Genomic DNA, 15,148 nt, shown 5'->3' with positions numbered 1-15,148 from the left:
CTTAAATTTGATCTGGCTGGAGTCAATTCTTGGATATTTTAAAAGTCGGGATGTATGGGACGAATAGCGTCATCTTTAAATTAAATGCTCTACCGCCGCCCGGATAATCCCAAGCACCAGACCGATACAGGCACCGACCACGACTCCATTGACCCGGATCATATGCAGGTCGCCGCCGACTTCATTTTCAATCTTGTCGATCATCTCGCTTGAATCCCATTCGTGAATGCGCTCGCTGATAAAACGAATCACTTTTTCACTATACTGGTCACTCAGGTCAACCGCGATTCCGCTGAGACGTTTATTCAGCAGCTCACGTACCGAGGCATTCGAGATAATATTTTCTCCGACCTGCTGGATGGCAATTCTAAGATTTTCCGCAATCCCCGAATCCGGTTTTTGCAAGTCAGCCTTGATCGCATCACATAAAATCACCACCGCACCGCTGATAAAATTCAGCACTTGTGGGCTATCCAGTAAGGCATCTTTGGTTTCATTCAGACGCTGGCTGGCTTCACTGTCATTATCCGCCAGCTGCAACATCCAGCTATGTCCCATGTTCTCAATTTTAAGTCGCCATGGATGATCTGGATCGGCCAGCATGGCTTCAACGCGCCCGATCACGGAATCAATACTGCGTTGCTGCACGTCAATCCCGATCCAGCTGGCGCCTTTGGCCAGTTTCCACACACCCATTTCCTTAAACAGGTTACGGGTCAGTTCCCGGGTCTGTTCGGGATGAGAGGTCATCCAAGCATGTACCACATCCAGTCCTCGCTGTAACACATCCTGATGGAAATCATTGTCCAGTACTGCGCGTAGCATTTCACTGGCCAAGGTATTGATCTGGGTGTTTTTGACCCATTGCACACTATTGCTCTGGATAAATCCGGCAATCTGTTCCTGTCCCACAAATTCAAAGATTTTAGGCACCGTCTGCTGAATGACCTGAGTCACTTGGGCATTATTTTGCGGATTGGCCAGCCAGCGTCCTGCAGCCAGACTCAGGTCGGTACTGTCCAGACTGCGCTGTACAATTTGCGGAGAAAGAAAATTTTCCTGCACAAAACGGCCCATTGACTCTGCAATACGGGCCTTGTTACGTGGAATGATTTCGGTATGGTCACGTAAAAACTTGGGAATGGGCAATCTGCCAAAAGGGTTACGAAACAGCACCGTAATCGCATACCAGTCCGCCAGGCCACCGACCACACCCGCTTCTGCCGAGAGCATCAGAATATGAATGAGCCAGACATATTCGGGTAGCAATTTGGCTGCCACCATCAATGCCAACCAGGTCAGTACGGCGACCACCAGGGCGATGGTCGCGAAACGTTTACTGCGTTGTAAGCTCGGGGAGATACGCTCTGTCTGCATAGATCATCCTGTCAGGAGGGATTGGCCGGTTGCGGTTGCAGCACTGCACCGGATGGACTTAAACCATATTTAGCCCCAAGTGAATGTAAAATCAAGCGGGCATCAAAGGCATCTTGAGGCGCCTGATTGGCCTTGAAGCATTCAATGGTATAGGCCACCTGGGCAGGATCCAGAGTCACGGTATAGGGACGGTCATAGAATGGGTCTGGCCAGAACCCCGGATATCGGCGGTAATACCCGTACGGATAAAAGCTCGGTGCCGGATAGACGATGGCCTGCCGTGGAGGTTGTTGAGTACGGTTACTTGGATCATTCAGTACCCTGAAGAACTGAAAGCCATTTTGTACGGTAGTCTGTGCGGCTTTGAGCAGGGTAATTTCTTCAGCTGTGCCAAAGCTCATATTGGGACGGGCCTGAAAGCTGATACGGTAAGTGTTGCTGTTGAGGGGAGTGGTACTGTAGCGACCTAACTGATCAAATGTTAAGGGCTTTGAGGGTGTGGTTGCACAGCCAGTCAGGCTGATGGCAGCAATCACACTCAATCCCAGTAGCATGTTTTTCATGTTCGATCTCCTGATGCAATGATCCAGTCCGGACAGCGGTCTTAAAAAATCTTAAAAACTGCTATCGGGCTGGGTCAGGAAAGTAAGTTCTTCATCGGTCGATGCACGACCCAGAATCTGGTTTCGGTGCGGGTAACGTCCAAAGCGGTCAATAATGACCTTGTGCTTTTTCTCGAATTCCAGATTGGTCGGATTGCCCAGACGCTGAAACAGTTTTAAGGCGAATTCATGAATCAGTTTGGATTCGCTGTGCATAAATGGCATATACAGAAAGGCACGCTGTTCCGGACTGAGCTGTTGATCCAGGTTCAGGCTGATGGCTTCCTGAGCCAAGGCCAGTGCCAGACTGTCTTGGGCGAAAGCTTGGGGAGAATCACGGAATAAATTTCGTGAAAATTGATCTAGCACAATAGTTTCGGCCAGCCGGCCTTCTGCGGTTTTACGCCAGCCCCAAAGTTCAGCCTGGGCTGCCTGCTGATGGGTGCTCATGAACTGCTGCGCAATACTTTGGTCGAATTCATGACTTTGGCTAAACCATAAGGGCTGGCTGTCCGCATGAAACCAAAAGTCTAAAATATCTTGATAATTCATAATATTTACAATTCATTAGCATCTATTTGTTAATAAAATCACAAATTTTCCATGTCTTATAGAGGAAGTTTGTGTTAAAAATTTGCCAAATTAAAAATCAATGGTTTGCCTGAAAACTAGGCAGCCTGTCATATGCCGGCACGAAATCACGTTATACTGATTAAACCGATGATTTTAATTTAATAATTTAGCCCCCTTAAGCGAGATTGTAATGAGTCAACCTGAATCGACTTCCCAAAATGTGTTACCGACCTGGGTCGAGTCGTCACTCATCAAAGGCATGTTGCGTGGTATCGAGCGTGAAAGCTTACGTATGCAAAGTGATGGTTTCCTGTCACAGGCAGCGCATCCTCGTGCCTTGGGTTCAGCCTTGACTCATCCACATATCACCACGGACTATTCTGAAGCATTGATGGAGTTTATTACTCCGCCACAGGACAGTATTAAAAAAGCGCTGGACTATCTCAGCGATATTCATGCGATTGTCCATCGTCATCTGGAAAATGATGAAAAGCTCTGGCCTTTGTCGATGCCGTGTATGCTGGACAGCCGCGATGACAGCATTCCGCTGGCACAGTATGGCAGCTCGAATATCGGCCTGTTTAAAACCTTGTATCGTCATGGTTTAGGCGTGCGTTATGGTCGCCGTATGCAGACGATTTCAGGCGTGCATTACAACCTGTCTTTCCCGGATCATCTGTTCGAGGCCTTACAACAGCAGGAACAGGACGAGGCGCTGCAAGCATTGAGCTTGCAGGATTATCGCAGTCATCGTTATATGGGCCTGATCCGCAACTTTATTCGTCTGACTCCACTGGTGATGTTCCTGGTGGGGGCCAGTCCGGCGGTTTGCCAGTGCTTTATGACTGGCCGTGATCATTTCTTGCTGCCATTGGTGAAAGGCACCTTGTATTCGCCTTATGCGACTGCGCTGCGTATGGGACGTTTTGGTTATCAAAACTCTGCGCAGAAACAGCTCGGTATTCACTACAATAATTTGCAGGACTATCTGGACGGGCTGCAAAAAGCCGTCAAAACGCCGTATAAACCGTTTAGTCGTCTGGGACTGGATGATGCCAATGGCCAGCCGATCCAGATCAATGATCATGTGCTGCAAATCGAAAATGAATATTACAGTCTGGTGCGTCCGAAACAGGTGCCGATCGCGGGTGAAACGCCGTCACAGGCACTGGAAAATCGTGGGATTGCCTATGTCGAGCTGCGCGCAGTCGATGTCAATCCATACAGCCCGATTGGCATTAATGAAGATACGGCCGGTTTCCTTGAAGTGGTAGCCTTGTACTGTTTATTGCAAGACAGTCCGGCGCTTCTTAGTGATGAACAGGATATTATTGAGCAGAATCAAGCCGAGGTCGTCAACCGTGGCCGTGCGCCAAATGCCGCAATTATGGAAAATGGCCAGTCTTATCCGATTGAAGACTGGTGTGCCATGCATTTGCAGCGTATGCATCCCTTGGCCAAGCTGTTAAATTCGGCCTATGACAGTACTCTATATACTGATGCTTTAAAAACCATGATGATCCGGGTCGATGAAGTCGATGCCACCTTGTCTGCTCTGGTGGTCGGGGATACACGTGAGCAGGGCGGTATGTGGCATTTTGGCCAACATCTGGCCCAACAGCACAGCAGTGTCTATGAAGAACATCAGCTCAGCCCGGAAACCCTGGCTTATTTTGAAGAAATGTCACAAAAGTCATTGCAGCAGCAACAGCAACTCGAGCAAGATAGCAGCGTCAGTTTTTCTGATTATTTAGCCCAATATCGATAAAAAAATAAGAGGATTCACCATGCAATGGGGTTATCGCTTCGTGAGTGGTATGTTGTTTCTGGCTGCTGTCATCGGCATGGCATTTGCCTTATATCTTGAGCATGTACAAGGTCTGGCGCCTTGTCCGCTCTGTGTGTTTCAGCGTGTCGGATTAATCGGACTCGGGATCATCTCACTAATCGCATGCCTGCATAATCCTGCATCCAATGTCATGAAGCGGCTGTATGCCTTGCTGGGTTCGCTCAGTATTTTGTGGTCTGTGGGCGTGGCTGCGCGTCATGTCTGGTTACAGAACCTGCCACCGGATCAGGTACCGAGCTGTGGTCCCGGTCTGGAATACTGGCTGGAAACCCTGCCAATGCAGTCCGTACTGCAGCAGGTCTTAAATGGTTCGGGGGAATGTGCTGCGATTGACTGGACTTTCTTGGGTCAGTCCTTGCCTGTCTGGTCTTTGATCTTCTTTAGTATTTTATTGCTGGTCAGTTTATGGCAATTGCTGCGTAAATATAAAACCGTAGCGGTTAAACGACTCAGAGATAAATATTAATTCCGCATTTAAAAAAAGTCCTCAATCGAGGGCTTTTTTATTTTGCTTAAGTTTAGGTCAGGGCAATGCCTTCCAGACTGTCCAGATCCATCACATATTCATGAATCTGATCAAAGGCTTCATCTTCTACACTTGGATAGAACCAGCGCGCCACCTGCTCGGCCACCAGCGGATGATACTGAATTTCAAAATGGTTCAGGCCATAGAAAATCGCCTTGTTTGCATCTGGGACTTTGAGCTGAAAGCGCGGATTGGGATGCTCGCCCAAAGCACTTTCAATACTGACCAGATAATCGCCAATCACATGCAAGGTCTTGTTCTTGCGGTTTTCAAACTCGATGGTGCCGGCGACCAGATAGGTATCGATATGAGATGGAATCGGGGCAGGTTTACGGTGATCGTCCATAAAGCCGATCCGAAGCGGATTATGCTCCCAGTCATCATCTCGGACGCTACCATGGCGTAAATCCAGAATACCGTTACTGCGAATATTGACCAGATGGCCAAGCAACCGGATCAATGGAAAATGTCCGAGTTTGTCCTGCAAGCTAAAACCAAAACGTTCCAGTACCGCACCATGATGCGGTGAACCCAGACAGACTAGATTTTCCACCATATTGACCCAGCTATAGACATTCTGCTTGCCATAAAACAGCGCACTACGAGAGACCAGACCACCCATGCTATGCCCGATCAGGTCAATACTGGTAATTCTCGGATTGCGAGCAATCAGATCCTGTAAGGTATTCGCCAGACTTCGACCATTGGCAGAAATCCGGCGTCCAGTATTGTAATTCAGATAGAGCATGGTATTGCGGTCACGCTGCGCCAGTAATTTTGCCCCAATGCCCTCATATTTGCGATTTGACCAGTCTAAATGGTTCATGCATAAGCCATGTACAAACAAAGTAATACGACCGCTTAGCTCACCTTTTTGCAGCGAGCCATAATGGTCATAGATCACCATCGGCAAGGCCAGAGGATTCTGATATTTCAGCAGATAATCCCCGATAATGCCATTTAAGACACTGACCAGGAAATGCAAGGAAGGTGTCAGCGGTTTATTATGCAGTTTAGGAAAGCGTTCAATAATCTGGCGCAAAGCAGGGGCAATCAGGGTATTGCCGTAATGAAACAGCATGTCATAAGACATTTGATAGAGCCGCACGATTGAAGGAATATTCTGAATTTTTTCTGAATTATTTTCACTTAAACCAAAAATACTCATTAAGATTTCGCGTTGAATACTCTTGATCAGCTCCTGAACCACATCGTTAAAGCGCATCGTCACCAGCTGCGCCAGACCTTCCAGTACATCGGCCTGACTCGGCGGGGTTCGGTCCCATCGACAATAGGTTTCATGTAACGGTGTCAAACTTGGCATCTGATCCTGTCCTTTCAATGAGCCGCATGTGGTGCCATCTTTCTTTTTAAAGAACTTCGCGGTATAAATTCTTTTTCTTGTTGAGTTTCCTGATTTTGAGGGTCTCAGCTTAAAATAACGAGAATGAGAGAAGATTTTGAGCTTTTTTGTCAGACAATTTAAGCAATTAACTGGTCTTATAACGTAGTGTACTTCACATTATTTAAATTAAATTTTGATGATTGATGGGTTTTTTGTTGGTAGTTCATGAATATCATTTATTTGCATGGTTTTAAAAGTAATTCGAACTCGATCAAGGGGAAATTGCTGCAACATTACTGTGCAAAGTATCCTGAAATTCAGGTACATTTACCCGATTTAAACATGTCACCGAACGCTGCCATTGTACATGTTTCTGGCCTGATTGAATCGATGCATGATGTGGCGTTATTGGGCAGCAGTCTCGGCGGATTTTATGCGACACATCTGGTCGCACAGCATGCTGTGCCTGCTGTACTGATCAATCCGGCAATGCGACCATGGCAACTGTTTCGTGAACTGTTTGACGAGCAACTGCCTTATCAGGTACATCCCAACTGGTGTCTGGATGAGGCAGATTTGATACAACTGCAACAATTGGCCCTGCCTGTTGCACAAGATGCAGACAAAATACTGGTTCTGCTGCAACAAGGCGATGAAGTTTTGGATTATCGTGAAGCACATCGTTATTATAGTGCTGCGCATCCCCCTGCAATGCTGATGACTGAAGCGCATGGCAGTCACGGGATAGATGATTTTGCGGAGAAAATTCCGTTCGTCTTACAGTTTTTATTGGACTGCATAAAAAAGGAAACCGAATAACGTGTCTCAATATACGGCTCAATCTCTTGAAGTTTTATCTGGTCTGGATCCGGTACGTCGTCGTCCGGGCATGTACACCGATACTTCTCGTCCCAACCATTTGGCACAGGAAGTGATTGATAATGCTGTCGATGAGGCACTGGCAGGACATGCCAACAAGATTACCGTCACGGTCTATAAAGATGGTTCTTTGTCAGTTGAAGACAATGGCCGTGGTATGCCGGTGGATATTCACCCGGAATATGGCCAGAGCGGTATTGAAATTATCATGACCAAACTGCATGCCGGCGGTAAGTTCAGTACCGATAATTACCAGTTTTCCGGTGGCTTGCATGGCGTCGGGATTTCAGTGGTCAATGCGCTTTCGACCCGGGTAGAAGTTGAAGTTCAGCGTCAGGGTAACCTGTATAAAATGGCCTTTGAAAATGGTGAACCGGTGGCACCGCTTGAAGTGCTGGCAGGTAAAGCACCGAAACGTGCCTCTGGGACGATGGTGCAGTTCTGGCCGGAAGCCAAGTATTTTGATTCACCAAAATTTGCCTTAAAAGCTTTAAAACATAATCTCAAAGCCAAAGCCGTGTTGGCCGCAGGTCTTGAGATCAATTATATTGATCAGATCAATGATGAAAAGATCACCTGGCAGTTTGAAAATGGTCTGGTCGACTATTTGATGGATGAGCTGGAAGACCGTGAAATTATTCCGGCACCGGCTTTTGTCGCAACAGGGGATGCGGAACGTGCCAGCGCAGAATTTGCCATTTGCTGGAACGTTGAAGGCGGTGAAAGTGTTCAGGAGTCTTATGTCAACCTGATTCCGACCGCACAGGGCGGCACCCATGTGAATGGTCTGCGTTCAGGCGTGACTGATGCGATGCGCGAGTTCTGTGAACTGCGGAATTTGCTGCCACGGAATATGAAACTCTCTGCCGAAGATGTCTGGGACGGCGTCAACTATATCCTGTCATTGAAATTTCAGGAACCACAATTCTCGGGTCAGACTAAAGAACGTCTGTCGAGCCGTGAAGCAGCAGGGATTGTGCAGAATATTGCCAAAGATGCCTTTGCACTGTGGTTGAACCAGAATTCTGACATCGCCATGCAACTGGCAGAAATGGCCATTTCTAAAGCCGGTCGCCGTTTAAAAGCTGCGAAAAAAGTAGAACGTAAAAAGATTGTGGCAGGTCCAACTTTGCCAGGTAAATTGTCGGATTGTGTAGGCCATGATCTGGATCAGTCAGAACTGTTTATTGTGGAAGGGGATTCTGCGGGTGGTTCAGCCAAGCAGGCACGTGACAAGAACTTCCAGGCGATCATGCCAATTCGTGGCAAGATCCTGAATACCTGGGAAGTCTCTTCGGACGAAGTTCTAGCATCTCAGGAAGTACACAATATTGCGATTGCCATTGGCGTTGATCCGGGTTCGGATGACTTATCGGAACTGCGTTATGGCAAGATCTGTATTCTGGCTGATGCCGACTCGGATGGTCTGCATATTGCCACTTTGCTGTGCGCATTGTTTGTGAAACATTTCCCGACACTGGTTGAAGAGGGCCATCTATATGTTGCAATGCCGCCATTATTCCGGATTGATGACAATAAAGATGTGCACTACGCTTTAGATGAAGACGAGCTGAATAGCATCCTGAAAAAGTGCAAAACCAAGAATCCGCAAATTACTCGATTCAAGGGTCTGGGTGAGATGAATGCCAGCCAGTTACGTGAAACCACACTTGATCCAAACACGCGCCGTCTGGTGCAACTGGATCTGGATGATGCTCATCATACCGCAGGTTTATTGGATAAACTCTTGGCGAAAAAGCGTGCCAGTGACCGTAAAGACTGGTTAGAGCAAAAAGGTAATCTGGCTGATTTGGTGGTTTAAACTATCGAATTTAAGCAATAAAAAATCCCGCAAGCGCGGGATTTTTTGTTTTAAAACAGTGCAAAAAATATTCAAGGTGCTGCACTTTATTTGTACATCATCTTCTATCTTAGTTTTGGCATATTTTGATTGGTCTTTATGCAACTTATTTAAAGTTGAGTCTGAGTTCTACATTGCAATAGGGCTTTAAGTCTTTTTAGTATGACTAAATACATGATTCATAATACAAATAATGAGATCAGTTAAAGTGAATTTTTTTATTTTTTGAAGCCTTGGCACAGAAATTGAATCACTCCATCCAGATGTACAACAAGACAAGCATGAAAAATGCACCATCATAAAGTTTGGAGAAAATCTGATGTTCCAACGCAATTTATTTTCAAAAAGTATTTTAGCCGCAACCATGGCAGCGGCTGTTGCATTAACGGGGTGTTCAAAATCTGCTGAAAAAGCAGAAGCCCCGGCCGCGGAAAGCAAAGTCGCAGACAGCGGCGATACGATTAAAGTCGGGATCCTGCATTCATTGTCCGGCACCATGGCAATTTCTGAGACCTCACTGAAAGACACGGCCTTAATGGCGATTAAGGAAATCAATGACAAGGGTGGGGTACTGGGTAAAAAACTGGAACCTGTGGTGGTCGATCCAGCATCAGACTGGCCACTTTTTGCAGAGCAAGCACGTCAGCTGATTACCCAAGACAAAGTCGCGGTAATTTTCGGTGCATGGACGTCGGTGTCACGTAAATCTGTCTTACCAGTGGTTGAAGAGCTGAATGGCTTATTGTTCTATCCTGTACAGTACGAAGGCCAGGAACAATCCAAAAATATTTTTTATACCGGTGCTGCACCTAATCAGCAAGCCATTCCAGCCGTGGAATACTTGATGAGCGAAGAGGGCGGTAAAGCGGAGCGTTTTGTTCTGCTCGGTACAGACTATGTGTATCCACGTACAACCAACCAGATTTTACGTGCTTTCTTAAAGTCTAAAGGCGTGGCTGATGCGGACATCATGGAAGAGTACACGCCATTTGGTCATAGCAACTATCAAACCATTGTCGGCAATGTGAAAAAATTCGCAGCTGGTAAAAAGACCGCGGTGATCTCGACCATCAATGGTGACTCCAACGTACCATTCTATCGTGAACTGGGTAATCAGGGCATTAAAGCTTCTGATATTCCAGTGATGGCGTTCTCGGTAGGTGAAGAAGAACTGCGTGGTATTGATACCAAGCCATTAGTGGGTCATTTGGCGTCATGGAACTATTTCATGTCAGTGAAGAATCCGGTCAATACCGAATTCACCAACAAAATGAAGCAGTATGCGGTGGAATTCAAACTGCCAAATGCTGACAAACTGGTGACCAATGACCCAATGGAAGCGACCTATGTCGGGATTAATATGTGGAAGCAAGCCGTTGAAAAAGCAGGTTCTACAGAGGTCGATAAAGTCCGTGAAGCGATGGCAGGTCAGGAATTCAAAGCACCATCGGGCTATACCCTAAAAATGGATGCAAGTAACCATCACTTACACAAGCCAGTCATGATTGGCCAGATTCGTGGTGATGGTCAGTTTGATGTGGTCTACAAAACATCTCAAACTATTCAAGCAGAGCCTTGGAGCCCGTACATTCCTAAATAATACCTATCTTTTGCCTGCTACAGCCGTAGCAGGCATCCTCTGATTTTTTTCTTACTCTCCACGGAAAACTTCCAATGGAATAGGGGTGTATATAATGAATATTCGTGTGAATATCGCCACTATTTTTCTGTTGTTTATACAAATATTTTGTATGCAAATGGCAACAGCAGAAACTTCTTTACAAGACAATAATTCAATCATAGTGATACAACAACAAGATGCAATCCAGCAATTTGTGCAAGGTGATTTTGCTCAGCGTCGTGCTTTACTGAAGCAATGGCCGGGCAGTATTGAACAGTTAGATCAGCTTGCAAAATATGTTGAAAATGAGCAGCTTTATAGTGGTTCCAATGGTCAAACCTATATTTTAGAATCGGACAAAAAACTACTCAGCTACCCGAGTCTAGACATCGTGACTGACTGGCCGAGTGACTTATCACAAGTGACTTTGGTGAATACCTTGCGTAAAGCGCTCAACTTTGGTTTGGCACAAAGCAAGTTGAAGTCGGATGATGCCTCTGAGCGTTTAGAAGCGATTGATATTTATGAAAGCAACTTGGCAGAGCTGAATGTTGCTCACATCAATGCCCTGTATTTGAACGAACAAAATAACAAAGTCAAAGCCCGTTTGGCCCAGCTTAAAGCGCGTCTGGATTATCAAGATGCAGATGTCTTAGTTAAAATTCAAGCGGCGAAAGCCTTGCAAGACTCCAATCGTCCCGATGTCTTGGCGATGATCGACAATGAGCTGACACAGCCGACTATCCATCCTGAGCTGAAAGCGGCTTTGCTTGAAGCGAAAAGCAGTATTAAAACCCGGATTCAAGCCAGTGAATGGACTGGGCATTTATTTTCAGGGCTGAGTACTGCGAGTATTTTACTGCTTGCAGCACTCGGTTTAGCCATTACTTATGGTTTGCTCGGTGTCATCAATATGGCGCATGGTGAGCTCATTATGATTGGCGCCTATACTACTTATGTGGTGCAAAGTCTGTTTAAAAGCTATTTGGGTAGCTATGTCGAGTGGTACTTAATCGCCGCGATTCCTGCGGCATTCTTGGTGAGTGGACTGATCGGTATGTTGATTGAACGTACCGTGATTCGTCCATTATACGGTCGTCAACTTGAAACCTTGCTTGCAACCTTTGGGGTCAGCCTGATTTTGATGCAATTGGTACGCATGACTTTTGGTGCGCAAAATGTCGAAGTGTCGAATATTTCGTGGCTATCAGGCGGGATCTCGATTACTCCAAGCTTGATGCTGCCCTATAACCGTATTGCGATTATTGTCTTTACCATTGCAGTGCTTTTGTTGTTGGTTTACCTACTGAATAAAACCCGTTTTGGTCTCTTCGTTCGTGCGGTGACACAAAACCGTCAAATGGCGCGAGCAGTCGGTATTCGTTCTAGTCGTATCGATATGATGGCCTTTGGTTTAGGTTCAGGTCTTGCTGGTCTTGCAGGCTGTGCCTTGGCACAAGTCGGTAATGTCGGGCCAGATTTAGGGCAAAACTACATTATTGATGCCTTCTTGGTGGTGGTTGTCGGTGGTGTAGGTCAGGTGTGGGGTGCAGTTCTTGCAGCGCTTGGTCTGGGTATTAGCGGTACCGCCTTGGAAATTGGTATTGGTGCGGTACTGGCAAAAATTGTTCTCTTGGTGCTTGTGATTTTGTTTATTCAAAAACGTCCACAAGGTTTGTTTGCCATCAAAGGCCGTTTTGTGGAGTAAGCACATGAAGATTACACAATTATTATCAGACAAACCGCATAGCGGTATTGCCATTGCCGTGTGCTTTGCCATTTTATTGGCATTGCCTTGGTTGCATTTGTTACCTGCCGATTCAGCACTGTATTTATCCGCTTATTGGGTCACCTTGATTGGCAAAATCATGTGCTTGGCCTTGGTCGCTTTGGCACTGGATTTAGTTTGGGGCTATACCGGAATTTTAAGTTTGGGACATGGTTTGTACTTTGCTCTTGGCGGTTATGCCTTTGGGATGTACTTAATGCGCCAATCGGCAGGTGAGGGCATTCCTGACTTTATGCGCTTCCTCAGTTGGACTGAAGTGCCGTGGTTTTGGGTCGGTACGGAATACTTCCTTTGGTCACTTGCCCTTGTGGTGTTAGTGCCGGGCATCATTGCCTTTATTTTTGGTTTCTTTGCTTTCCGCTCGAAAATTAAAGGCGTGTATTTCTCGATTATCACCCAGGCCATGACTTTTGCCGCTGCATTACTTTTCTTCCGTAATGAAACAGGCTTTGGTGGCAATAACGGCTTTACCGGTTTTAAAACCATTTTAGGGATGGATATTACCTCGGCATCTATGCGTGCCAGCCTGTGCTTTATTACTGCCTTGGTGTTGTTGCTGTGCTTTATCGGTTTACGTCATTTAATGAATAAACCCTATGGTCGTGTGTTGGGGGCGATTCGTGACAGCGAAAACCGTCTGCAATATTTGGGTTATCGCACGCTTTGGTACAAGCTCTCTGCTTGGGTGCTTTCTGCTGTGATTGCAGGGATTGCAGGCGCGCTGTATGTGCCGCAAGCAGGCATTATTAATCCAAGTGAAATGAACCCGGTGAACTCGATTGAAATGGCGGTGTGGGTGGCAGCGGGTGGTCGTGGCACTTTAATTGGCCCACTAATTGGTGCAGGTGTCATTAACGGGGTAAAAACCTATTTCACCTCGGCTTATCCTGAAGCATGGTTACTCATTTTGGGTGCGCTATTTATTGTGGTCACCATTTTCTTACCGAAAGGCATTATTGGTCTGTTTGACCGTTTTAAAAAGGAGCGTAGCGAATGAGCGAGATCCTGCAACCGCATGGTGGTCATGCTTCTGAAGGCTATGGTCGCCCAAAAGAACAAGGCGCGGACTTTACCCATGGCATTGCATTGTATCTGGAAAAAGTCAGTGTCTGGTTTGATGCCTTTCGTGCCCTAAATGATTTATCGCTGTATATCGAAGAAGGGGAATTACGCTGCATCATTGGACCGAACGGGGCGGGGAAAACCACCCTCATGGATGTGATTACCGGAAAAACCCGTCCAACTGAAGGCGCTGCATTTTTCGGGCAAAACTATGACCTAGCCAAAATGAGTACCGAGCAAATTGCTGAAGCAGGCATTGGACGTAAATTCCAAAAACCGACGGTGTTTGAAAATTTCAGCGTCATGGAAAATCTGCTTCTAGCAGCACCCAAAGACAAGCGCGTGAAAAAGAGTTTCTTTAGCAAACTCGATCCCGATGCCCAAAATGCCCTGGATGAATCACTTGCGCAAATTCGTCTGCAAGAGTTCATTAATAAACCTGCTGGCTTGCTGTCGCATGGTCAAAAGCAATGGTTAGAAATCGGCATGTTGTTGATGCAACGTCCAAAACTGATTTTACTGGATGAACCTGTAGCAGGCATGACCGATGCCGAAACCGAGCGCACGGCGGAGCTGTGTTTAGAACTCAAGAAAAATCACACCCTCGTTGTGGTTGAGCATGACATGAGCTTTATCGATACGATTAGTGAAAAAGTCACGGTATTGGCACAAGGCGCAATTTTAGCAGAAGGCACATTGGCAGAAGTACAAGCCAATGAAGATGTCATTGAAAAGTATTTAGGACGTTAAGGAGACCGTGATGTTAGAAGTCAAAGACGTCAATCAATTTTATGGTGGCAGTCATATTTTACGTGATGTGTCGTTGACTGCACCTGTGGGTGAGTGTTCGGTGGTGCTTGGGCGCAATGGTGTAGGGAAAACCACGCTCCTTAAATGTCTGATGGGTATTTTACCGATTAAATCCGGACAGATTTTGCTGGATGGCAAGGACATTTCGAAACTCAGTCCTGAACAGCGTGTCCGTGCAGGTCTGGCTTATGTGCCCCAAGGTCGAGATATTTTTTCAACTTTAACTGTGGAGGAAAACATCCTCATTGGTATGGCGAAATTTAAAGGCGCAAAGACACGCAAAGTGCCTGAGCATCTCTATGAAATTTTCCCTGTGTTGGATGAAATGAAGCACCGCCGTGGCGGAGATTTGTCTGGTGGTCAGCAGCAGCAGCTTGCCATTGCACGAGCACTTGCTTCTGAACCGCGTGTGCTGATTTTGGATGAACCGACTGAAGGTATTCAGCCGTCAATCATTAAAGATATTGGTCGGGTCATTCGTAAACTGGCAGATGGGGGTGAGATGGCGATTGTGTTGGTAGAGCAATTCTATGATTTTGCTGAAGAACTTGCTGATGCTTATACCGTGATGGCACGTGGGCAGGTTGTAGCGCAAGGTGTGGGCAGTGAAATGCCTGAGAAAGGTATTCGGGAGTTGGTGGCGATTTAAGGCTTTTAGCTCCTTCTCCTATGGGAGAAGGCGGGGGATGAGGGTTTATCTTTATTTACCTCTCCCTAATCCTCTCCTAGAAGGAGAGGGAAAAAGCCTCCCTAAGCAAGATATAAGCACTGCTTTATATCGAAGCGTAAGAAAGGGAGGTTTGGAGGGATTAAATTTTAAATCTCTTCTTACGAAGCAGAGCTTCTCATCTCTT

Annotated in this window: 13 protein-coding genes; 9 read left to right on the top strand and 4 right to left on the bottom strand. The window is 46.4% G+C overall.

Annotation, left to right across the window (positions count from 1 at the left end):
- Window positions 1–75: 75 nt before the first annotated feature.
- Genes PV763_RS05515 through PV763_RS05505 form a run of 3 tightly spaced genes read right to left on the bottom strand, consistent with a single transcriptional unit; the run spans window position 76 to window position 2,531 of the window.
- Window positions 76–1,377: a DUF445 domain-containing protein gene (locus PV763_RS05515; RefSeq protein ID WP_004729096.1), complete on the bottom strand. Its 1,302-nt coding sequence runs from the start codon at window positions 1,375–1,377 to the stop codon at window positions 76–78.
- 11 nt (window positions 1,378–1,388) lie between these two features.
- Window positions 1,389–1,940, bottom strand: coding sequence for a CC0125/CC1285 family lipoprotein (locus tag PV763_RS05510; RefSeq protein ID WP_004729097.1), 552 nt, complete (start codon window positions 1,938–1,940; stop codon window positions 1,389–1,391).
- A gap of 51 nt (window positions 1,941–1,991) precedes the next feature.
- The gene (locus tag PV763_RS05505; protein ID WP_420937473.1) at window positions 1,992–2,531 is read right to left on the bottom strand and encodes a DUF924 family protein; all 540 of its coding nucleotides are present in this window, start codon (window positions 2,529–2,531) and stop codon (window positions 1,992–1,994) included.
- Between the two features lie 211 nt (window positions 2,532–2,742).
- Here PV763_RS05505 and gshA point away from each other — a divergent pair, with 211 nt between their 5' ends.
- Together gshA and PV763_RS05495 are read left to right on the top strand one after the other, a co-directional pair.
- A complete protein-coding gene (gene gshA / locus PV763_RS05500) occupies window positions 2,743–4,320 on the top strand; it encodes a glutamate--cysteine ligase (protein ID WP_005245643.1) in 1,578 nt (525 codons plus the stop codon).
- Window positions 4,321–4,339: 19 nt separating this feature from the next.
- Window positions 4,340–4,867 (top strand): disulfide bond formation protein B, encoded by a 528-nt coding sequence (locus tag PV763_RS05495; RefSeq protein WP_004729102.1) that lies wholly within the window; start codon window positions 4,340–4,342, stop codon window positions 4,865–4,867.
- Window positions 4,868–4,919: 52 nt separating this feature from the next.
- Here PV763_RS05495 and PV763_RS05490 read toward each other — a convergent pair whose 3' ends face one another.
- Window positions 4,920–6,251, bottom strand: coding sequence for a hypothetical protein (locus PV763_RS05490; RefSeq protein ID WP_004729104.1), 1,332 nt, complete (start codon window positions 6,249–6,251; stop codon window positions 4,920–4,922).
- Window positions 6,252–6,497: 246 nt separating this feature from the next.
- On the opposite strand from PV763_RS05490, the gene PV763_RS05485 reads away from it, so the two are divergent.
- From PV763_RS05485 to urtE, 7 genes are all read left to right on the top strand, one after another.
- A complete protein-coding gene (locus tag PV763_RS05485) occupies window positions 6,498–7,091 on the top strand; it encodes a YqiA/YcfP family alpha/beta fold hydrolase (RefSeq protein ID WP_004729106.1) in 594 nt (197 codons plus the stop codon).
- A gap of 1 nt (window position 7,092) precedes the next feature.
- On the top strand, window positions 7,093–8,973 hold the full coding sequence (gene parE / locus PV763_RS05480; RefSeq protein ID WP_338840396.1) for a DNA topoisomerase IV subunit B: 1,881 nt from the start codon (window positions 7,093–7,095) through the stop codon (window positions 8,971–8,973).
- A gap of 358 nt (window positions 8,974–9,331) precedes the next feature.
- The gene (gene urtA / locus PV763_RS05475; protein ID WP_338840397.1) at window positions 9,332–10,612 is read left to right on the top strand and encodes an urea ABC transporter substrate-binding protein; all 1,281 of its coding nucleotides are present in this window, start codon (window positions 9,332–9,334) and stop codon (window positions 10,610–10,612) included.
- 94 nt (window positions 10,613–10,706) lie between these two features.
- Window positions 10,707–12,341 carry an urea ABC transporter permease subunit UrtB gene (gene urtB, locus PV763_RS05470; protein ID WP_420937472.1) on the top strand — a complete coding sequence of 545 codons (1,635 nt, stop codon included), beginning with the start codon at window positions 10,707–10,709 and terminating at the stop codon, window positions 12,339–12,341.
- A 4-nt stretch (window positions 12,342–12,345) separates the two neighbouring features.
- Window positions 12,346–13,419 carry an urea ABC transporter permease subunit UrtC gene (urtC, locus tag PV763_RS05465; RefSeq protein ID WP_338840400.1) on the top strand — a complete coding sequence of 358 codons (1,074 nt, stop codon included), beginning with the start codon at window positions 12,346–12,348 and terminating at the stop codon, window positions 13,417–13,419.
- Window positions 13,416–14,234: an urea ABC transporter ATP-binding protein UrtD gene (urtD, locus tag PV763_RS05460; RefSeq protein WP_004281279.1), complete on the top strand. Its 819-nt coding sequence runs from the start codon at window positions 13,416–13,418 to the stop codon at window positions 14,232–14,234. The genes urtC and urtD overlap by 4 nt, the downstream gene beginning before the upstream one ends.
- A 10-nt stretch (window positions 14,235–14,244) precedes the next feature.
- A complete protein-coding gene (urtE, locus tag PV763_RS05455) occupies window positions 14,245–14,943 on the top strand; it encodes an urea ABC transporter ATP-binding subunit UrtE (RefSeq protein WP_039902488.1) in 699 nt (232 codons plus the stop codon).
- Window positions 14,944–15,148: the final 205 nt, after the last annotated feature.

Origin of the sequence: Acinetobacter sp. AS5 (genome assembly GCF_048957595.1) — a bacterium.
Lineage (GTDB): Bacteria > Pseudomonadota > Gammaproteobacteria > Pseudomonadales > Moraxellaceae > Acinetobacter.
This window is presented reverse-complemented; position numbering and strand designations above follow the sequence as displayed.